The following is a 19,358-nucleotide window of genomic DNA, read 5'->3' on the forward strand; positions in this document are numbered from 1 at the left end:
CAGCGTTCCTTAAGCCGCGAGGGGCATGATGGCTGCATCCGGAATTTGAATTCCGGCGTGTTGCCTGAGCGTGTTGCCTGAGGCTGGAACTGGGCGTCGCCTGTCGTGTTGCGTTTGACGAACTCCCTCGACCCGCTCTGGCGGAACCTCGACGGTCTCGTGCACGAGACGGTGGTCGCAGACGTGCATGAGGCGCGCCGCCATCGCGACTTCATCGCCAGTCATCTCGCCGCTGGGCTCCTGGCCCTTCTCGCGCTGACCGCCTTCCTCGCCGTCGCCGGACGCCCCTCGCTCGCCGCGGCGATCGCATTCCTCTGGCTGGCCGCGCCGCTGCCGATCGCGTTCTTCCTTTCGCGCACGGGCCGTCTGGCCGCCGCGCAGTTTCTGTCGAGCGCCGCGCTCGCCGGCTTCCTGGCCTATGTCGCCACGCTGACCGGCGGGCTCGCTTCGCCCGTCATCCTCTGGTTCGCGGTGATCCCCGCCGAGGCCGCGCTTGCCGGCTCGAAGCGGATCACGGCCGTGTCGGCTCTCGTGGCCGGCGCCGCGCTCGCGGCTGTCGCGCTCGTCGATTTCGGAGGCCTGCTGCCGAACCTGCGCGTGCCGGATCGCGCGCTGACGCTCGTCGTCGCGGGCGGGGCACTTCTCTATGCCGCCAGCCTCGCTCTGCGCCTCCACGCCCGCCATGCCGACGCCGAGCAGCGCATGCGAGACGGCGAGGGGCGCTATCGCCTGCTCGCCGACAATGCGACCGACCTCATCACCCGGCATGATCTTTCCGGCGATGTCGAGTTCGCCTCGCCGTCCGCCCGCACCCTGACCGGCTGCGCCCCGGCGGAGCTCGAAGGCCGCGGCCTGTTCGAGCGCGTCCAGGTCGCCGACCGGCCGGCCTTTCTGCAGGCCTTCTCCGAGGCCGATCGCACCGGTCGGTCGATGTCTGTCGAGTTCCGCGTGCGCCGCGGCGAGCCGGGCTCGCGGGCGACCTATTCCTGGCTGGAGATGCGCTGCCGGCCGGCGGTCGATCCCGTCGATGGACGGCGCATGCTGGTCGCCGTCACGCGCGACATCACGCAGCGCAAGGACGCCGAGGCGGCGTTCGAAGGCGCGCGGGGCGACGCCGAGCAGGCGAGCCGCGCCAAGGATCAGTTCCTGGCCAATATGAGCCATGAGCTGCGCACGCCGCTCAACGCGATCATCGGCTTCTCCGACATCCTGCGCGAGGAACTGGCGGGACGGGCGGGCGCCGAGCGGCATCATGATTATGCCCGCCTCATCCATGCCTCGGGGGAGCACCTGCTCGAGGTGGTCAACGCGATCCTCGACATGTCGAAGATCGAGGCCGGCGGCATCGATCTGACGCGCGAGCGCTTTCCGCTCGGATCGGTCGTCGATTCCGCCGTCGAGATGCTCTCGCAGCAGATCGCCGCGCGCCAGCTGCGCATCGCGCGCCGGATCGGCACGAATCTCCCGGACATTCTCGCGGACCGGCGGGCATGCCGCCAGATCCTGCTCAACCTCCTTTCGAACGCCATCAAGTTCACCGAGCCCGGCGGGCGCGTCAGCGTCGCCGCACGGCTGGAGCGGGGCAGCTTCTTGATCGAGGTTGCCGATGACGGGATCGGCATTCCGGCGGCCGACCTGCCGCGCATCGGCACGCCCTTCGTTCAGGTCGATGCGAGCTATGGCCGTCGCTATGAGGGGACGGGGCTCGGCCTCTCCGTCGTGAAGGGGCTGGTCGCCCTGCATGGCGGCACGCTGTCGATCGCCAGCACGCTCGGCCAGGGCACCACGGTCACCGTCCGTCTTCCGGCGGATGTAGTGGCCCTCCAGCCGGTCGGCCGGTTCGACGAGAGGGAGCGCAAGATTGCCTGACGCTCGCCGCCGTTCCCGCCCGCTGTCGCGCCATGCCGATGTCTACACGGAGTCCGATGGCCTGTTCGGCCGCCTCGCGGACCTCGTGATCGAGAACCCGGTTCGCTCCGGCGGGTTTGCCGCCATGGCCCTGATCTCCGGGGCGATCATCACCAATGCGGCCTATTTCCAGACGGCGCATCATCCGGATCCGTTCTTCGTGACGCGCTCCGACGGCACGGCGGCGGCTCCGGCGCATCCCGCGACCAAGCTGGCCACGCCACCAGCGAGCGAGGCGCCACAGGCGACCACGTCCGAGACAACACCTCCCATGCCGCCGCTCCCGACCGCCGAGCAGCAGGCGATCCCGGACGCACCAGCCGCCGACACCAGCGCCGGCGATCGGCAGACGTCGGCTGTCGCCGCGCCGGCTCCCGCCCGGCCGCGCGCCAAGCCGAGCGCGGCGCCCGCCATCAAGACGGCCGCCCCGGCGCGCAATACGACGGCATCCGCCCCCGCGACGGCGCTGCCCGCCGGCGCGCCCGGGCTCATCGCGGACACGCAGCGCGCGCTCCTTGATTCGCGCCTCTATGATGGACCGGTGGACGGCATCCTCGGGCCGCAGACTAAATCGGCGATTTCGAGCTTCGAAATGAAGATCGGCCTGATCCCCACCGGCCAGCCGAGTCCGCGCCTGCTGCAGCAGATCCGCAAGGGCTATCCGGCTGCGATCGAGCCGCAGTCTACGGGCTCGGTCGGCGATTCACGCTTGAAGCGCGTGCAGAAGGCGCTGAACGAGATCGGCTACGGGCCGATCCCGGAGGATGGGGTCGACGGCGACAAGACAGCCGCCGCCATTCGCCATTTCGAGGCCGACAACCGGCTGCCGCAGACCGGTCGTGTGAGCGACGCGCTTGCCGCGAAGCTCGTCATGATCGGCGCGATGCCGCCCGGCTGACGCCATGTCCCTCCGCGTCACCTCAGCGCTCTGGGTTTCGGCCTATGTCCGGCGCGTCTTCGTCCAGGGTGGCTTCGCCGCCACCATGCGGCGTGGCGCGGAAGAGGCTGGCGCGATCTTCGTCATCGTCGATCGGCTGAACGGGACGGTCGATCTGTACGGCCCGGCGCCACAGACGGCGTTCGACGACGACCGGCCGCGGGATCGCCTGTTCATCCGCATGGAGCATGCCGCCGAGCGTCCGGTGGCTCTGGCGCGGTTCGACAAGGAAATGCGCTTCGATCCTGACCTCTGGCTCGTCGAGGTCGAGGATCGGGAAGGCCGCGCATTCCTGGAAACAATCGATCCCGACAAGCTCTGAGCGGTCTGCCGCTCTAGCCCGCGGTACGGCGCTCCGCTTCCACCGTGCCTGCGGTCTCCGGAGCGCGCATGTGTCCGGCATGGGAGCCGCGCCGCAATTCCATATCGGCGAAAAGCGGCTGATGACCGGTCCGGCCCGACGAAGCGTCGCCGCGCCATCCCGCCACGATCTTCTCGGCCGCGTCACGGCCGACCTCGGCGCCGAGGCGCGCCAGGCGGAAGAACGTGTCGACGGCATCCGCGACGGTCGGGTTGGCGAAGAGCAGCACCTGATGCGTTTCCGCCTCGGCAAGCCCGATTGCGCGCAGAAGGACGACCAAGGCCTCGCCCGACGGGTCGTCGGTGATGGCGGTGACGGTCTCGGTATCGAGCTTCAGGCCATCGGCGAGAGCGCGGATCAGCGCCTCGCGCTGGCGGCGGCGGGCGGATTGCGAGACACGCGCGCTGCCGAGCGCCACACGGAAGGCACTGTCGGCATCGAGCACCGTCATGCCCGGATCGGCAGGGCCGACACGGCCGCAAAGCCGCGCGAGGGCGTCCAGACGGCCACGGGCGTCCAGCGCGAGGAAATCGGCGAGCGGATCGATTGCCTCGGGCGCGACACAGGTCGAAACGATCTCGGGCGCCGGCTCGGACGGCTCCTCGGCGGCCGGTTCCTCCGCGGGTGATTCGGTCGGTGCGGCACGCGTCACGTCGGCAGCAACGGGAACTGCGGGCGCGAGCGTCTCGACATCCGTTTGAACCGGCTGTGCGGGTTCCGCCGCAGCAACCGGAGGCTCGGCGGCACCCTGTGGTGCTGCGGCCTCAGCCTCCGGGAGCTCTACCGGCGCCTCGTTCTTTCGCTCGCCGGGGCGATAGATCGAGAAGCTCTCCATCTCGAGGCTGAGCGCCGCCGTCATGGCGCGTGCCGTCGCGAAGACTTCGCGGGCGCCCGGATCGCGTTCGAGCCGTCCAGCGGCGGCGAAGCGCTTCAGTTCGGTCGAGCCTGCCTTCGTCTCGGCGGGCAGCGGTGCGGCCGCCCGTGCCGCCGGCGCCGGGAGAGGCGCGGGTGCCGGTCGCGGCGCGGGCGGTTCGACCGAGCGGGCTGTTGCGGGCTGGCTTTCGGGATAGCCGGCCAGGAGGGAAATCGTCTGCGGGTCGCCGGCCAGGCGAAGCGCCGCCACGACGGGTGCAGGCAGTGTGCCGCGCTGCGCGATCTGGCGGTGATGCGCCGGTCCGGTCGACGAAATGATCGAGAGGAGGTCGATCTCGGACAGCGATTCGGAGCGGCGGAGCACGGGTTGGGCGATCTCGATCAGATCCTTGCCCAGCATCCGCAGCACAGAGGGCGGCGCATCCTTGGCCTTGGCGAGACGTTCGGCGACGAAGGCGCGGTCCGCAGACGACACCTTGCCGAGAAAATGCGTCGCCAGTTCCTCGAAGCGACGAATCTCGTCGACATCGTGCTTGGAACCGAGCGCAAAGAGCTCTGTGGTTGCCCGGAGGAGGGCTGCATCACGGCTCTGCTGATTTGAAACGGCCATGGCCATGAGACCATCCGAGGGAAAGGAAGGATGCATGGTGTACGCGGATACCGGGAGCATCGGGCTCGGCCGCCATTCTTGCCGCCAACTCGTTAGCGGACTGTTAACCTTGCTCGGCGGTAAATAAACTTACGACAAGCGAGAGCGTCCGCCGGACAGTTGGGGCGTCGATCCAGTCAGACGGACCTCCAAAGGAGGTCGCATGGCAGACATTCTATCCTTCTCGCTCGACAAGCGGCGCCGTCAGCGTCCGGCTCAAAAGGACCGGCCGCGCGGGGAGATCGTGATCTTCCATGGCGTCAGGATCGACCGCACGCCGGCCGAGAAGCGGCCTGTCGAGCCGGACCGGGTTCGCCCGAGCCCGGGCCTCGGTCGCTAGACGGCGTCAGGGCTGGGCGGGCTGCGGCGGGGCAGGGGCCGTCTCGAGCGGAGCGGAGCATTGCGCCGCCTTCAGCGCGGTGTTGACGCGGTTCGTATCCGCGCTGTCGGTCACGAAGGCCCGGATCAGCACGAAGCCGCGCGTCGCGGGGATCTCGATCACGATCGACTGATCGAGCGCCTCGACGGGATTCTCACGCAGCTTGGTGAGCTGGAGCGACGTCGCGAGAACCAGATCGATATCGGTGCGCTCGGCCGTGCGGTCGTTGAGGCTGTAGACATTGCTGCCGCGCCGGTCGAACACCGCCAGAGACCAGAACTCGTCCGGCATCGCCGCCTTGATCCGGATCGGGCCGTCATCGAGCGAGAAGCGGCAGGCGGCATGCGCGAGGCGCGGATCGAGATAGGGCAGCGGCTCGGTGCCCGGCTCGGACATCGGCAGAATGTGAAAGGCGCCGTCCGGACCGAACCGGCCCATCGACGTCCAGGCGTCGCGGTTCGCGAAATCGGGGATGAGCAGCACCACGGCGATATGGATGATGCCGCCGAGAAAGATGCCGCCGAGGACATAGAGGAGCGTGCGGATCATCGGCAGCTCCCCCGCATGATCGCCGGCAGCACGGCGTCGCCGACCCCGCTGCTCGTCAGCGGCGTGTCGTAGAGCCGGAGCACGAGGCGGAGGTTGGCGTCCCGGTCGACGGGCAGCCAGTTGCCCGGCACCACATCCGGCGAGAGCGTGATCGCAAACGAGCCGTCCTCGCGCCGCAGGATCTCGCGCGAGGCGAACTCCGTCCGTCCGATCGGATTGCGCATCAACTGCCCGTCGCCGTCATAGGCCGTGAGGGTCCAGAGCCGCGCCGGCGGCGTCTGGCCGGAGACCTCATAATTACAGCGACCCGAGAGGCGGCTGCCGGTGCTGTCATGGTCGGAGAGGAACGCGATCCCTTCGCCCGCCCCCAGCGGAACCTCGCCAGAACGCGCCAGAATGGCCTTGCTGTAGGGATCCGCATCCGGGCTGCCCGAATCCGGCCAGGCCGTCCAGGGGCCGCGCGAGACGGCCCCGAATAGGCTGTCGCGGTCGAGCACCAGCACGGCGGAGCCGAATCCGACGAGCGCAGCGACGGCGATGGCGATGGCGAGGTCGATCAGCAGTCGCAAGGGCGCCTCGGGAGCTTGGCCGTCACCATGCACTTCCGGCCGGCGGCCGCCATGGAAAGCCGCCGATGCGGGCCGCGTCAATGGGGCTTGGCTTCACCCGTAGACCGCGCCGGTGATCGCCTTGGGATAGGCGCCCATGCAGCCCTCGACCGCGGTGTTGGTGAAGCTGACAACGGTGAGTTCGCGCGCCGGGTCGACGAGCCAGTCATTGCCGTAGACGCCACCCCATCGCCAGGCGCCGCGGCTCGCCGGGGATTCCGCGAGCGCCGGATCGAGCACGATCGACCAGCCGAGGCCGAAGCCGACGCCGGGCCGGCCCGTCTCGACCGCGCCGAGCGCGTTCTGCGACAGGCCCGCGACGCTCTCGGAACCGAGGATCGGCGCGCCGCCCTTGCGCACGGCTTCGAGGAAGGTGAGGAAATCGCCGGCGGTTCCGACCATGCCGGCGCCGCCGGACGGGAACGAGGCCGGATCGAAAACGCGGTCCGGGGCAAAGCCCAGCACGCCGTCGAGCGCCTGCACCTTCTGGAACGGCGCCATCGGGAAGGGCGGCGTGCCGTCGGCATAGGCCGTGGCGAGGCGCGCGCGGTCGACAACCGAGAAGGCCGTATCCTTGAGGCCGAGCGGACCGGTAACCGTCTCGGCGACGATTTGCGGAAGGCTCTTGCCGGCGGCCTTCTCGAGAACGCCGCCGAGCACATCGATCGACACCGAATAGAACCACTTCGTTCCCGGCTCGAAGGCGAGCGGCCAGGCGGCGATTTTCTCAAGGTTTTCCGCCATTCCGCGGCCCGGATCGGCGAGACCTTCGGAAATCCCGGCCTCCGGCGGATAGCCATAGATGAAACCGCTCGTGTGGGTCAGCAGGTTGCGGATCGTGATGACCGGTTCGCGACCATCGGCGAGCTTCGGCCGGAAATCCGGCAGATAGCGGGTGAGCGGGGCATCGAGCTCGATGACGCCCTTTTCGATGAGCGCCAGCGCCGCTGCGGCGACCATCGGCTTCGTCACCGAGGCGAGGCGGAAGATCGTGTCGAGTTGCGTCGGCTGGCCCGCCTCGCGATCCGCATAGCCAGCGGCGCGGGCATAGACGATGTCGCCATGCTCGGCGACCAGCACCACGGCGCCGACGATGGATCGGCCGACGGCCTCGTCGATCACGGCGTCGAGCCGCTCTGCCATGGCGCCGCGCGCGGAGGATCCGGTCATGCTAACCTCTTGCTTCCCAAACGAAATTCATCACGATCAGTTGGCCGTACCTGAAGGCTCCGGCGTCAGCGCGGCCGTGTTCAGCCGCTTCAGTGGCGGCGCCGTCTCGAACACCTTCTGCAATGCGCCGAGTTGCGCCGTGGTCCGGGCCGAGAGCAGCAGCGGCTGCTGGCCGGAGCCGCCGGCGGCGGCGATGGCGGGGGCAGGGCGCTCGCCATCGGAAGGTCCGCCGTCGAGATAAGGGATCGGCTTCAAGTCTATCCCGCTATGCGCATAGGTCATGACGCGGTTCCAGGTCCGTGCGGGCAGTGAACCGCCGGTCATATTGTTGCTCGACGTGAAGTCGTCATTGCCGAACCACACGCCGCCGACGTAATTGCCTGTGAAACCCATGAACCAGGCATCGCGATAAGCATTGGTCGTGCCGGTCTTGCCGGCCGTCTTGATGCCCTGAAGCTTGGCGGCGCGGCCCGTACCCCGCTCGGGAACCTGGCTGAGCATGTAGTTCATCATGCCGACCGTCTTCTCGTCCAGCACCTGTTCCGGCGCGCCGATATCGCGCTTGCGATCGAAAACGACCTTGCCTTCGGAATTGACGATCTGCGTGAACGCATAGGGCTTCGCCCGGAAGCCGCCATTGGCGAAAACCGCATAGGCGCCGGTCATGTCGAGCACCGTCACCTCGGTCGCGCCCAGCGGAAGGGCGACCGAATTCACGATATTCGTCGTGATGCCCATGCGATGCGCGAGCGCGATGATCGTGTCGCGACCGACCGCGGCGGCGAGGCGGACGGCGACGGTGTTCAGCGAGTGGATCAGCGCCGTGGTGAGCTGGATCGAGCCCATATAGCGGCCGCCATAATTGCGCGGCGACCAGTTGCCGATCGAGATCGGCGCATCCTTGACGATAGATTGCGGCGTGTAGCCCTTCTGGACCGCGGCGGTATAGACGAAGGGCTTGAACGAGGAGCCCGGCTGGCGGAGTGCATCGGTGGCGCGGTTGAACTGGCTCTCGCCATAATCGCGCCCACCGACCATGGCCCGCACCGCGCCGTCCGGCTCGGCGATCACCATCGCCGCCTGGCTGACGCGGAACTGCTCGCCCGATTCGCGCAGCGCGTTCTCGACCGCGTCGTCGGCGGCCTGCTGCAGGTTCATGTCGACCGTGGTGCGCACCGTCAGCGTCCGGTCGCCGCCGGTCACCTGCCGCTTCACCTCGGCGAATGCCCAATCAAGGAACCAGTCCGGCGAATTGTCGGCCGCCGCCGGCACCACGTCGGCGGGCTTGCGCCGCGCGCCGAGCACCTGACCCTCGGTCATGTAGCCGGCCTGCACCATATTGGTCAGCACCTCATTGGCGCGGGCGCGCGCCGCCGGCAGGTTGACATGCGGCGCATAGCGCGCCGGTGCCTTGTAGAGGCCGGACAGCATGGCCGCCTCGGCGAGGTTGATGTCGGTGACCTTCTTGCCAAAATAGAACTCCGACGCCGCCGCGACGCCGAAATTGCCGCCGCCCATATAGGCGCGGTCGAGATAGAGCTGCAGGATGTCGTGCTTGGAGAGGTTGCTCTCCAGCCACATGGCGAGGAACGCTTCCTTGATCTTGCGGTCGATCGTGCGCTCGTTCGAGAGAAACAGGTTCTTGGCCAGCTGCTGCGTGATCGACGAGCCGCCCTGCACGACCGAATTGGAGCGCAGGTTCTCGAACAGCGCGCGGAACGTGCCGAAGACGTCGATGCCGAAATGCGTATAGAAGCGCCGGTCCTCGGTCGCGAGCGTCGCCTTGATCAGGCTGTCGGGCATGGCTTCCAGCGGCACCGCCTCGCTGTGGCGCACGCCGCGCTTGCCGATCTCCGTGCCGTTGCGGTCGAGGAAGGTGACGGAATAGTCTGATTGCGCCAGCCAGTCCTGCTTGGTCGCGTCGAAGGCGGGCAGCGCCAGCATCAGCATGACGACGCCGCCGCCGGCCGCGATCGTCAGACCGTCGCCGGCCAGCTCGACCGGAACGCGCGCAAAGCCGGTGGCGCGGAAGCGCCGCGTGAAGCGCGACAGCCCCTCGACGGCGGCCGTGAGCGCGGACCAGACGGCGAAAAGCGAGGAATCGATGAAGGCATCGATCTCGATCAGCCGCAGCCGCCGCCGCGGCGCATCGGCCGCCTCGTTCGGCGCCAGAGCCGGCGGCCCTTCCGGGAGCGGCGGGGGCAGGAGCGGGGGATGAACCGGCGGCGCCAGCGAAGGCGGCGCGTCGCGGCTCTCCGCCGGCGGCGGTAGGGCCGCGCCACTCCCCGCCGCACCGGCATCGCGGCCTTCGCTCCCCTTGCCGCCGAGCCGGCGCGCCAGAAAATCCATGTCCGGCGCGGCGCTGCGGCCATGCGCCAGCAGGCGGGCGATGCCGTCCGAAAGCCGTTGGAAAAGGGTGCGCGGAGACAGCAAGAACCAACCCGATCGCATGCGAGCCCAAGAAGACGGACGCAAGCTGGCGGCGCCCGCTGATGAGACCTGTTCCAAAAAGGCACGAAAGCCTCTAGGACGGGCTTCTTGTCAGCTTTTCCGCAAGGATACGCAACTCAAATGGCCGTGCAAGGAAACGGTGATGGCGCCGCGCCGCCCGCCCTCGATGCGGGGGATGCCGCGAGCCTGCCCTTCTGGAAGACCAAGACGCTGGACGCGATGACCACGGAAGAGTGGGAATCGCTCTGCGACGGCTGCGCGCGCTGCTGCCTGAACAAGCTCGAGGATTGGGACACCGGCGAGATCGTGTGGACCGCGATCGCCTGCGAGCTGCTCGACGATGAAAGCTGCCGCTGCTCGGATTATCCGAACCGCACCACCCGCGTGCCCGACTGCATCCCCCTCGATCCCGACGCGGTGCGCTCGCTCACCTGGCTCCCGGCCAGCTGCGCCTATCGCCTCGTCTCCGAGGGCCGCGACCTCTATTGGTGGCACCCCCTCGTCTCCGGCGACGCCGAAACCGTCCACGAAGCCGGCATCTCCGTCACCGGCCGCACGGTGAGCGAAGCCGACATCCCGGTCGAGGAATATGAAGACTTCATCGTGACCTGGCCGGGGGAATTGCCGGAGCGGTAGGGGGCGGTCGGCATTCGGTCCATGCCGGGCCGCAAAGGGCGCCGCGTGTGCGCGCCTCCGGAGCTGCGCGAAAGTCCGCGGCCGTTCAGAACCAAGCCTCCGGTCCTCACCAAAACCCTGTCGTAGCCGGGCTTGACCCAGCTACCCAGACTTTCTTGAGGACACTCCGAAGCGGACAGCAAGTCTGGATTGCCGGGTCAAGCCCGGCAATGACACGGGAGTGACGCCACGGCTGGGCGACGCACGCGAACAACGCCCGGCGACCCGCAAGGCGCCGATGCCGCGCACCGCCAGCCCTCTCTCCCGCGCAGCGGGGGAGAGCGGGAGAGGGGGCGTCGCCGCAGGCGACGGGCTTTTCTCATCCCCGGTCGGGGCACGGCGCTTCAAGCCCCCCCCAACCCTCCCCCGCTGCGCGGGAGAGGGGCTCTCCGGACCCGGCATTCGCGAGGCTTCAGGGGCGCGTCAAACAACAAGATCCCTAGATGTTCCGCAACGAATCGTTGTGCGCTCTATTGGCGCTAAGCGAACACAACAAGCTATGCGCCACCCGTCACTGCCATATGTGGTAAGAGACATGACTCCAGCAAGGCTCGAAGATCGCTGGCAACTTCATAACTGTTTGTGGTGCGATATGTGTTCAGACGTTTGTCATCATAGCCTTTGCTCTTGATGACTTCTTTAAGAGCGGAGAGTAACTTTTTCCCAACGACGGTATATGCAGTTGATCCGCCCGCTTGGAGCCACAAATGCTCAGAATTTGGTGATCCGCCGTCCGGATACAGCTCACGATTTATTAATTTTCTCTTCTCGAAAAACGTTTCCTTGGCTTTTTTTATTTTTGCCGCAGCCTCGCTTCTCCATCCCTCTGCAACATCGGTGGCTACATCATAGAGGTTTGACAAGTAAGGCGTTGTACAAAAATAAGCCTCTACATCGCATCCCGATGTGACCCAAGGAAAGGTACCCTCGGTTTTGAAGCGATCGGACCACATCTTGGCTTCAACCGTATTCATGAAATCGCCGTCACGATGTATGATGGCCTTTGTTTTTATTTGTCCATCGACGGGTAGTCCGCGCAACAGCGTGTCTTTAGGGAGGTTCTCAATTCCAAAGCATCGACAGATGGCCACTTGTCTCGACAATTCTGGCCATTGACGAAGAATAGCTCGAAGAGCTGTGTCATCCTCGTCTTCGACGAAGAACAGTGCTGCCTTGTCTAGGCCACCCCAGCCTAGCAATCGGCGAATCGCTTCTCCATCGTCGGTCTCTACACGCCCTTGATTCATCCAGACGAGCTTGGCAGATGGGCTCGCTCCACGAGCGATATGAGGGCTGTGAGTTGTCAGTATAATTTGAGTTTCTGATTCCGTCGCGGCCCGTTCCAGCGTCTCGATCAGTCGTTCTTGTTTGTCTGGATGAAGATGGGCATCTGGCTCATCAATCAGCATGATCTTTGGTTCGAATAATATCAGGTACGAAAATATTTGAACAACCTGAAGAAGTCCAGTAGCTGCCGTTTCTAGAGGTCGATCTTGATTGTCAAGGCCAGGCGAAGAGTAAGTCGCAGTAATATGATAGTCTTCACGTTCGTCGAAGGATACATCAACACTGCTCCCTGGATGAACGGTGTCTATGTATTCATTGAGCCGTTTGAGGCGAGCCGTACCGCCAGAATCGTCGACCTCGTTCAAACGACGGCTGCGAAGATTCAGAAGAATATTTCGCATAACTCCGCCCGCATCACCGCTGGCTGCCTGCCGGCGGAGAGAGGGCTGCGCTAAGATGCTTTCCCGTTCCGAGAGGCCCGCAAGGCCAGGAATGTAGGTGGTGATGAATTGGAAGCGCTGCTTATACGGTGTGACCGCGCTACCACCCTCCATATAGGCCGTGATGCCCCCACGATTTCGGGCAGCGCGGATCTTTACTGTTGCCGCAGTTCGCTCCTCCCCAAACGGGATGTGCGAAAATACGACCTCGACGGGAGTGGACGTTGAGTCTGTCTTGAGTTCACTCTTATGAGCGGTCCGCAAGGGCTCGCTGGACGGAACGTAGTCCAAGCGTTCAAAAGATATCATCTCCTTGGTATTTTTGGGTGCAACGTAACTGGCGGCACGAGCAGCCCAGTGCACTGCTTGAAGTACTGAAGACTTCCCCGAGCCGTTTGGTCCCACTAGAATTGTTACGTTGCCAAGAGGAATTGTAACATCCTGTGTCGCCTTAAAATTGCGAACGGTGATTGAGTCCAGACGAGTCCAGCGCCTTGCGCGGTTGGAGCGGGTGTCGGTAATGCCCAGTGCCGACTGGTCATCTCGTGCTGCGGTACCGAGATCAGTCTCGGGAATTTCGCCGACGAAGGCGACAGAGCTAGTGATGTCGCCGGCGTCCCTAAGGATCTGGATCTCGCTGGATAGGGCTGGAGCGACGCTAACCCCTCCAACTTCAGACTTCGCGCTATCCACTGCGGAGGTGTCCTGCCTGCCTTCAGATACTGGGTCGCTCACGTTCTCCGCGTCCTCTCCGTTACATCGCAAATGACGACCGGGCCCAAGTTGATCGCAAATCAACTTGATCCGTTGCCTTTCACTTTCGGCTGACTAGCCATCCGGTTGCGCATCAGATTCGATGCAAGCTGCGAGAATATTCGACACTCAAGTAAGCGTATGTCAATTTCCAAGCAGCAGAGCACCCGGCCGGCCAACACTGAGGCAATCGACGTTGAGCCTTCTGCGAGTGCCGTTTCATCGCCTGCGCCACCGTGCCCCGCCCTCGGAGGGCGGGTTGTAGGAGAGGGTGATGACCCTCGTGATCCATCGACGGCGCCGCAAAGCTCCACCGGCCTCGCGCGGCCCGCTGCCCCTTACCCCGCCGTCACCCCAACCCCTCCACAAACGCCCTGATCGCGGCGAAGGCGGCTTTGCCTTGGGGGAGGAGCTTGGCGCAGAAATAACAGCCGCGCCGCATCTCGGGTTGGACCATGAGAGCGACGCGGCGGCCGGCGGCTTCGAGCTTTGCCGTGAAGGCGCGGTTGTCGTTGATGATCGGGTCGGCGTCGTCGTCGTAGGCACGTTCAGCGTGATGTGCCTTCCTCTCTCAGTATGGTCCGCGCGCCCGCTCGCCGCAGCCGGCTCCGCAGCACCAGTGTCAGCACGCCGGCGAGCGCGACGATCGCCGCCAGCACTTCGAAGCCGGCGGTGAAGCTGCCGGTCGTGCCCTTGATCCAGCCGACGAGATAGGGGCCGACGAAGCCGCCGAGATTGCCGATCGAATTGATCAGCGCGATGCCGGCCGCCGCCGCGGTGCCGCGCAGGAAGAGCGGCGGCACGGCCCAGAACGGCCCCAGCAGGGAATAGATGCCGATCGAGGCGGCGGTGATCGCGGCGATGGCGAGGAGCGGCGAGGGCGCGTGCACGCTGGCCAGCAGCCCGGCGCCGCCGAGGAAGGCGGAGGCGGCGACATGCAGCATGCGCTCGCGGCTCATGTCGCTGTGCCGGCCCCAGGCGAGCATGGCGAGCGCGCTGAGGCCATAGGGGATGATCAGGATCAGGCCGATCTGCCCGGTCGAAAAGCCCATGGCGCTGATGACCTGCGGCAGCCAGAGGCCGATGCCATAAAGCCCCACCACGACGCCGAAATAGATCGCGCCGAGCGTGAGGACGCGCGGATCGGCGAGCGCCGGCCAGAGCGCCTCATGCGTCGCGCCCGCGCCGGCCTGATGGTCGGCGGCGAGGCGCGCGTCGATCGCTTGCTTTTCGGCCGTGTTCAGCCAGCGCGCCTGATGCGGCCCGTCCGGCAGATGGAACAGCACGACGAGGCCGAGCAGCGCCGCGGGCACGCCCTCGATGATGAACAGCCATTGCCAGCCCGCGAGGCCGAGGAAGCCATGGGTCTGGAGGACGAGCGCCGAAAGCGGCGCGCCGACGGCGCTGGCGATCGGCACCGCCGCCATGAATAGCGCGATATAGCGGGCGCGCATGGCGAGCGGGAACCAGTAGCCGAGATACATGATCATGCCCGGCAGGAAGCCCGCTTCCGCCGCGCCGAGCAGGAAGCGCAGGATGAAGAAGCTCGTCGGCCCGCTCGCAAAGGCTGTGGCGGCGGAAATCAGCCCCCAGGTGACCATGATGCGGCAGATCCAGAGCCGCGCGCCGACCTTTTCGAGCACGAGATTGCTCGGCACCTCGAACAGGAAATAGCCGATGAAGAAGATGCCGGCGCCCCAGCCATAGATTTGAGGCGTGAAGCCGAGATCGGCATTCATCGTCAGCGCCGCGAAGCCGACATTCACCCGGTCGAGAAACGAGACCAGATAGAGCACCATCATCAGCGGGATCAGCCGCCGCACGACCTTGCTATAAGCCCGCGCCTCCGTCCCGCCGCTCTCGATCGCCGCCTGTGCCACGCCCATTCTCCTCCCGCGCCCACCCTTGCTTTTGAAAGCGCCGGCGCGCGGGGTCAAGCCGGGGGAGGGGGCGGCCACTGGAAGGCGGGCCCTTCAACCCCTATGTCCATCGAAGACCGCTTCCCCACCCCGAGGATCCCCGCCATGCCCGCCACGCTCTCCGCTGCGCCGTCCGGTTCGTTCCTGCTCGGCGATATTCCCGTCACGCGCCTTGGCTTCGGGGCGATGCGCATTACCGGGCCTGGGATCTGGGGCGAACCCAAGGATGTGGCTGAGGCGAAGCGGGTGCTGAAGCGCGTGCCCGAGCTTGGCATCGACCTGATCGATACGGCCGACAGCTATGGCCCCTTTGTCAGCGAGGATCTGATCGCCGAGGTGCTCGCGCCCTATAAGGGCCTGGTGATCGCGACCAAGGGGGCGCTGACGCGGCACGGGCCGAATATCTGGCGCGTCGTCGGGCGGCCGGAATATCTGCGCCAATGCGTGCTGATGAGCCTCCGCCGGCTCAAGGTCGAGCGCATCGACCTCTGGCAGTTGCACCGGATCGATCCGCAGGTGCCGCGGGCCGAGCAGTTCGGCGTGATCGCCGAGATGCAGAAGGAAGGCCTCATCCGTCATGTCGGCCTCTCCGAGGTCAATATCGAGGAGATCCAGGCGGCCGAAAAGTTCTTCCCCGTCGTGTCGGTGCAGAACCAGTACAATCTGGTCGACCGCAAGAGCGAAGACGTGCTCGACTATTGCACCAACAAGGCAATCGGCTTCATCCCCTGGGCGCCGCTCGCCTCCGGCCGTCTGGCAGCGCCGGGCTCGGTGCTGGCTAAGATCGCGGCCGAACGCGGCGCGACGCCGGGGCAGGTGGCGCTCGCCTGGCTGCTCAAGCGCTCGCCGGTGATGCTGCCGATCCCCGGCACGGGCAGCGTCGCGCATCTGGAAGAAAATGTCGCGGGCGCGGCGCTGACGCTGTCGGACGCGGAGTTCGCCGCCCTCGACAAGGAAGGCAAGGAGGCCGGCTGAGGCCGCCTCACCGCATCGTGACGGTAAGGCGGTAGGCGCAGGGCGGGTGCGGGCGTAGGCTCTGCGCCCACCCCATCCGCCGGAGTCTCACGCCATGAACTATACCCGTCTCGGCCGCACGGGCCTCGAAGTCTCGCGCCTTTGCCTCGGTTGCATGTCCTATGGCGAGCCGAACCGCGGCAACCATGCCTGGACGCTGCCGGAGCAGGCGAGCCGTCCCTTCATCCGCAAGGCGCTCGATCTCGGCATCAATTTCTTCGATACGGCGAACGTCTATTCCGACGGCTCCAGCGAGGAGATCGTCGGCCGCGCGCTGCTCGATTTCACGCGCCGCGAGGATGTCGTGATCGCGACCAAGGTGCATGGCCGCATGCGCCCCGGCCCGAACGGCGCCGGCCTGTCGCGCAAGGCCATCCTCGCGGAGATCGATGCGAGCCTCGAGCGGCTCGGCACGGATTATGTCGATCTCTACCAGATCCACCGTTTCGACCATGCGACCCCGATCGAGGAGACGCTGGACGCGCTCGACGAGGTCGTCCGCTCCGGCCGCGCCCGCTATATCGGCGCCTCGTCCATGTTCGCCTGGCAGTTCGCCAAGATGCTGGCCGTGCAGGAACGCGAGGGCTTCGCCCGCTTCGTCTCGATGCAGGACTACGTGAACCTGCTCTATCGCGAGGAGGAGCGCGAAATGCTGCCGCTCTGCGCCTCCGAGGGCATCGGCGTCATCCCGTGGAGCCCGCTGGCGCGCGGCCGCCTGACGCGCGACTGGGACGCGGCGACGGCGCGCGCCGAGACCGACGCCTTCGGCAAGACGCTCTATGAGGCGACGGCCGAGGCGGACAAGAAGGTCGTCGAGGCGGTCGCCCATGTCGCCGCCGAGCGCGGCCTGCCGCGCGCGCAGATCGCGCTCGCCTGGGTGCTGTCGAAGAGCGTGATCACGGCACCGATCGTCGGCGCCACCAAGACGGAACATCTCGACGACGCGGCCGGCGCCCTGTCGATCCGTCTCGACGAAAGCGAGATCGCCCAGCTCGAGGCGCCCTATGTGCCGCACGCGGTGGTGGGATTCAGCTGAGGGGACGCCTCAGCTGGCACGCCGCGTCGTCGGAGATTTGCCGCCGACGTTCGTCCCGCACGCCGTCATCCCGGCGCAAGCCGGGATCCATGCAGCCTGAGGCGGCTCATCGTCTCGCGCCTCGGCTGAATGGATCCCGTGTCGAGCACGGGATGACGGCGGAGCGCGGCAGTGGACGGCACCCTTCCTTCACCTCCCCCTGAGGGGGAGGTCGACGGCCGCAGGTCGGCGGGAGAGGGTTTAGGGACGGCTCAGAATAGGGCGCTGATTCGTCTCGGCAGGATCGGAAGGTTCCCTAAACCCTCTCCCGGCGCTGCGCGCCGACCTCTCCCTCAGGGAGAGGTGAAAGGGGAGGGCAGACCCCGCCGCTTGGGAAGCCTGAGCGGCCCCAGACAGTCGCAACGACCCCGACCGTCGTCCCTCCTCACGCCTCATACACCTCCACCACCTGCATCATGCCGAGCTCCTCATGGTTCATCATGTGGCAGTGGAGCATGAAGGTGCCGGTGAAATCGAGGAAGCGGGAGCGGAAGGTGATGGAGCCACCGCGCGGCAGCACGGCGGTGTCGAGCCAGACCGGCTCGGTGAGCTTGGCGCCATTGACCGCGACGAGCTGGAACGGGTTCACGTGGATGTGGAAGATGTGGTCGTCCCTGTGGGCGTTGACCACGGTCCATTCCTCGACCGCGCCGAGCTTCACGCGCTGGTCGACGCGGTTCATGTCGAACGGCTTGCCGTCGATCAGGAAGCTGAACTCGCTCCAGTGACCGGCCGCATCGGCCTCGGGCGTGATCGCCGAGAAGGTCAGCGTGCGGCGGCCGGTGATCTCCGCGTCGGTGATATCGGGGAAGGGGGCCGGTGGCAGCGCGGCGGGCAGCGCCATGTCCATCGGCTCGCCGGCGACGCGGATGCGCGCGAACAGGCCGGTCGGCGAGGGATAGCCCTGGTCGTAGGGCAGGCCCTTCAGATCATAGACCCCGGGCGCGCCGGCCTTGACTAGGATGTCGATGCGCTGGCCCGGGGCGATCAGGATCGCGTCGGGATCGGTCGCGTCGGCGTCGCTGCGGATCTCGCGCGTGCCCATGCGCGGCAGGGGCATGCCGTCGCGCGCGACCGCCTGCAGCGTGTGCCCGTCGAGCTTCAGGAAGAAATCATCCTGATAGCCGGTGTGGAAGAGGCGCCAGCGCTGCACCTCGCCGGGCCGCATGTCGATCTCCGGCGCGCGCTGACCGTTGATGGTGAAGAAGCGGGCCGCCGTCTCGGGGAAGAGGGTCTCGAAGCCCTCGATCATGCCGAAGCCGTCATAGACGATCTCGCTCAGCACCAGCACGCGCTCGCGCGCCGCGGCGATCTCCGGCACGTCGGCGAAATCGCCCTCGATCACGATGGCGCCGACCATGCCGCTCGCGAGCTGCACATCGGCCGAGCCATGGTGATGCGGGTGGTACCAGTAGGAGCCGCGCGGATGATCCTCCGGCAGCGTGATCTCGATCTTATGCGTCAGGCCCGGCTCCATCGAGCGCATGACATTGTCGGATATGCCGCCCGGATCGACATGCGCGCCATGGAAATGGAAATTCGTCGTGTTGAGCCGGTGCGGCTGGTCGATATAGGCCGGCATCGGATCGCGGTTCGGCGGCAGGTCGTTGACGAGGTCGATCTTCAGCGTGTCGCCGGGCGCAAGGCGCAGCGTCGGGCCGGGAACCGTGCCCTCATAGGTGCGCACGAACAGGCGGTAACCGCCGACATCGCGATAGGCATAGGCGGCGCGGAGCGTCGTCGCGAGCACGCCGTCCACCGCGCGGCGCACCTCGGGCTCGACGAGCGGCTCGCCCGCCGTGAACGGCACGCGGAGCAGGCGGCCATCGCCCGGCGGGACCGCGGCCGCGCCGGCGCTCGGCTGCGCCGCCGGCCCATGCGCATGGTTCATCCCGCTCATCGCCGGCTCGGCCGCGGCGACCGGCAGCGCGGGCAGGGTGGCGAGCGCACCGGCGCCGGCGCCGAGGAAGCCGCGCCGCGACAGGCGCGACTGGCTCCGGCCAGGGCGCGCCGCGCCGCCGTCCCGCTCGATCTCGCTCGTCATGGTATCCCCCCGTGCCGCGCGCTTCCCGCCTCGGGCGCGCATGCGGGCCGCAGTGTCTGCGACGAAACGTCGCTTGGCAAGCTGGGGGAGGGGGCCGCGCGAATGGCGCGCGTCGTTGCGCATTGGCGACGCCCATGCGGAGAGCAGATTCACCGGAGCCGCCCCACACTCCGGCGTCATCCCGGCGAAAGCCGGGATCCATACAGCCGCGGTGCTGGACGATGAGATGCCTCAGGCTGAATGGATTCCGGCTTTCGCCGGAATGA

At 66.7% G+C, this 19,358-nt stretch carries 15 protein-coding genes; 7 read left to right on the forward strand and 8 right to left on the reverse strand.

The features are described 5' to 3' along the window. The first annotated feature begins 114 nt into the window (after window positions 1-114). Genes GGR25_RS08660 through GGR25_RS08670 form a run of 3 tightly spaced genes read left to right on the forward strand, consistent with a single transcriptional unit; the run spans window position 115 to window position 3,167 of the window. Complete coding sequence (locus tag GGR25_RS08660) at window positions 115-1,869, forward strand: PAS domain-containing sensor histidine kinase (RefSeq protein WP_183398337.1); 1,755 nt, start codon at window positions 115-117, stop codon at window positions 1,867-1,869. After that, window positions 1,862-2,806 (forward strand): peptidoglycan-binding domain-containing protein, encoded by a 945-nt coding sequence (locus GGR25_RS08665; RefSeq protein ID WP_183398338.1) that lies wholly within the window; start codon window positions 1,862-1,864, stop codon window positions 2,804-2,806. Before GGR25_RS08660 ends, GGR25_RS08665 begins: the two co-directional genes overlap by 8 nt. Window positions 2,807-2,810: 4 nt before the next feature. Next, on the forward strand, window positions 2,811-3,167 hold the full coding sequence (locus GGR25_RS08670; RefSeq protein WP_183398339.1) for a DUF1491 family protein: 357 nt from the start codon (window positions 2,811-2,813) through the stop codon (window positions 3,165-3,167). Between the two features lie 13 nt (window positions 3,168-3,180). On the opposite strand, the gene GGR25_RS08675 is transcribed toward GGR25_RS08670, so the two are convergent. Further along, window positions 3,181-4,695, reverse strand: coding sequence for a DUF2336 domain-containing protein (locus tag GGR25_RS08675; RefSeq protein WP_183398340.1), 1,515 nt, complete (start codon window positions 4,693-4,695; stop codon window positions 3,181-3,183). A gap of 196 nt (window positions 4,696-4,891) precedes the next feature. On the opposite strand from GGR25_RS08675, the gene GGR25_RS08680 reads away from it, so the two are divergent. Next, window positions 4,892-5,068 carry a hypothetical protein gene (locus tag GGR25_RS08680; protein WP_183398341.1) on the forward strand — a complete coding sequence of 59 codons (177 nt, stop codon included), beginning with the start codon at window positions 4,892-4,894 and terminating at the stop codon, window positions 5,066-5,068. 6 nt (window positions 5,069-5,074) lie between these two features. On the opposite strand, the gene GGR25_RS08685 is transcribed toward GGR25_RS08680, so the two are convergent. The 4 genes from GGR25_RS08685 to GGR25_RS08700 form a co-directional block, all read right to left on the reverse strand. Beyond that, complete coding sequence (locus tag GGR25_RS08685; RefSeq protein WP_183398342.1) at window positions 5,075-5,656, reverse strand: DUF1254 domain-containing protein; 582 nt, start codon at window positions 5,654-5,656, stop codon at window positions 5,075-5,077. Continuing rightward, window positions 5,653-6,225, reverse strand: coding sequence for a DUF1214 domain-containing protein (locus GGR25_RS08690; protein WP_183398343.1), 573 nt, complete (start codon window positions 6,223-6,225; stop codon window positions 5,653-5,655). The genes GGR25_RS08685 and GGR25_RS08690 overlap by 4 nt, the downstream gene beginning before the upstream one ends. 93 nt (window positions 6,226-6,318) lie before the next feature. Next, complete coding sequence (locus GGR25_RS08695; protein ID WP_183398344.1) at window positions 6,319-7,434, reverse strand: serine hydrolase domain-containing protein; 1,116 nt, start codon at window positions 7,432-7,434, stop codon at window positions 6,319-6,321. A gap of 36 nt (window positions 7,435-7,470) precedes the next feature. After that, complete coding sequence (locus tag GGR25_RS08700) at window positions 7,471-9,666, reverse strand: transglycosylase domain-containing protein (protein ID WP_380146373.1); 2,196 nt, start codon at window positions 9,664-9,666, stop codon at window positions 7,471-7,473. Window positions 9,667-10,005: 339 nt separating this feature from the next. Between GGR25_RS08700 and GGR25_RS08705 the strand changes: the two genes are divergently transcribed. Further along, window positions 10,006-10,521, forward strand: coding sequence for a YcgN family cysteine cluster protein (locus GGR25_RS08705; RefSeq protein WP_183398345.1), 516 nt, complete (start codon window positions 10,006-10,008; stop codon window positions 10,519-10,521). Between the two features lie 536 nt (window positions 10,522-11,057). Here GGR25_RS08705 and GGR25_RS08710 read toward each other — a convergent pair. Both GGR25_RS08710 and GGR25_RS08715 read right to left on the reverse strand, forming a co-directional pair. After that, window positions 11,058-13,022 carry an AAA family ATPase gene (locus GGR25_RS08710; RefSeq protein WP_210299855.1) on the reverse strand — a complete coding sequence of 655 codons (1,965 nt, stop codon included), beginning with the start codon at window positions 13,020-13,022 and terminating at the stop codon, window positions 11,058-11,060. 566 nt (window positions 13,023-13,588) lie between these two features. Then, window positions 13,589-14,926, reverse strand: coding sequence for an MFS transporter (locus GGR25_RS08715; protein ID WP_183398346.1), 1,338 nt, complete (start codon window positions 14,924-14,926; stop codon window positions 13,589-13,591). Between the two features lie 138 nt (window positions 14,927-15,064). On the opposite strand from GGR25_RS08715, the gene GGR25_RS08720 reads away from it, so the two are divergent. Together GGR25_RS08720 and GGR25_RS08725 are read left to right on the forward strand one after the other, a co-directional pair. Further along, window positions 15,065-15,934, forward strand: a complete 870-nt coding sequence (locus tag GGR25_RS08720) for an aldo/keto reductase (RefSeq protein WP_183398347.1) — start codon at window positions 15,065-15,067, stop codon at window positions 15,932-15,934. 94 nt (window positions 15,935-16,028) lie between these two features. After that, window positions 16,029-17,009 carry an aldo/keto reductase gene (locus tag GGR25_RS08725; protein ID WP_183398348.1) on the forward strand — a complete coding sequence of 327 codons (981 nt, stop codon included), beginning with the start codon at window positions 16,029-16,031 and terminating at the stop codon, window positions 17,007-17,009. 424 nt (window positions 17,010-17,433) lie between these two features. On the opposite strand, the gene GGR25_RS08730 is transcribed toward GGR25_RS08725, so the two are convergent. Further along, entirely contained in the window at window positions 17,434-19,092 is a 1,659-nt protein-coding gene (locus tag GGR25_RS08730) for a multicopper oxidase family protein (protein WP_183398349.1), read from the reverse strand. Window positions 19,093-19,358 lie beyond the last annotated feature (266 nt).

Origin of the sequence: Kaistia hirudinis (assembly GCF_014196455.1) — a bacterium.
In the GTDB taxonomy this organism is placed as follows: domain Bacteria; phylum Pseudomonadota; class Alphaproteobacteria; order Rhizobiales; family Kaistiaceae; genus Kaistia; species Kaistia hirudinis.

Bases quoted from the DNA above. Each gene is read 5' to 3' on its own strand.
- GGR25_RS08725 (WP_183398348.1), top strand. From the start codon at position 16,029: ATGAACTATACCCGTCTCGGCCGCACGGGCCTCGAAGTCTCGCGCCTT.
- GGR25_RS08730 (WP_183398349.1), bottom strand. From the start codon at position 19,092: ATGACGAGCGAGATCGAGCGGGACGGCGGCGCGGCGCGCCCTGGCCGG.
- GGR25_RS08715 (WP_183398346.1), bottom strand. From the start codon at position 14,926: ATGGGCGTGGCACAGGCGGCGATCGAGAGCGGCGGGACGGAGGCGCGG.
- GGR25_RS08685 (WP_183398342.1), bottom strand. From the start codon at position 5,656: ATGATCCGCACGCTCCTCTATGTCCTCGGCGGCATCTTTCTCGGCGGC.
- GGR25_RS08680 (WP_183398341.1), top strand. From the start codon at position 4,892: ATGGCAGACATTCTATCCTTCTCGCTCGACAAGCGGCGCCGTCAGCGT.
- GGR25_RS08675 (WP_183398340.1), bottom strand. From the start codon at position 4,695: ATGGCCATGGCCGTTTCAAATCAGCAGAGCCGTGATGCAGCCCTCCTC.
- GGR25_RS08720 (WP_183398347.1), top strand. From the start codon at position 15,065: ATGCCCGCCACGCTCTCCGCTGCGCCGTCCGGTTCGTTCCTGCTCGGC.
- GGR25_RS08705 (WP_183398345.1), top strand. From the start codon at position 10,006: ATGGCCGTGCAAGGAAACGGTGATGGCGCCGCGCCGCCCGCCCTCGAT.
- GGR25_RS08670 (WP_183398339.1), top strand. From the start codon at position 2,811: ATGTCCCTCCGCGTCACCTCAGCGCTCTGGGTTTCGGCCTATGTCCGG.
- GGR25_RS08695 (WP_183398344.1), bottom strand. From the start codon at position 7,434: ATGACCGGATCCTCCGCGCGCGGCGCCATGGCAGAGCGGCTCGACGCC.